The sequence below is a fragment of the Burkholderia sp. Se-20378 genome (assembly GCF_017104665.1).
In the GTDB taxonomy this organism is placed as follows: domain Bacteria; phylum Pseudomonadota; class Gammaproteobacteria; order Burkholderiales; family Burkholderiaceae; genus Burkholderia; species Burkholderia lata.
In genome coordinates this window covers 1-237 of the sequence record NZ_JAAGPG010000653.1, presented here as the reverse complement: position 1 = coordinate 237, position 237 = coordinate 1, and the positions used below count along the sequence as shown (strand labels likewise).

1 protein-coding gene is annotated in these 237 nt (G+C 71.7%); it reads left to right on the top strand.

Going from position 1 to position 237, the window contains the following annotated elements; all coding sequences use genetic code 11:
* Nucleotides 1-237, top strand: a 237-nt coding sequence (locus G3N93_RS42545) for a hypothetical protein (protein ID WP_206135064.1), incomplete at both ends; no start/stop codon positions are given.

Genomic DNA, 237 nt, shown 5'->3' with positions numbered 1-237 from the left:
AAAAAAAAAACCCCCCCCCCCCCCCCCCCTCTCCCCCTCCCCCCCCCCCCCCTCCCCCCTCCCCCCCCCCCCCTCCCCCCTCCCCCCCCCCTCCCTCCCTCGTCCCCGCTCCCCCTCCCGCTCCCTCCCCTCTCACCTCCCCACACTCTTCTCTCCCCTCTCAACTCTGCTCCCTTATATCCCACCACTCATCCTGCAGCCTCGTCCTCCCCCTCTCCACCCGTCGCCCTACCACAC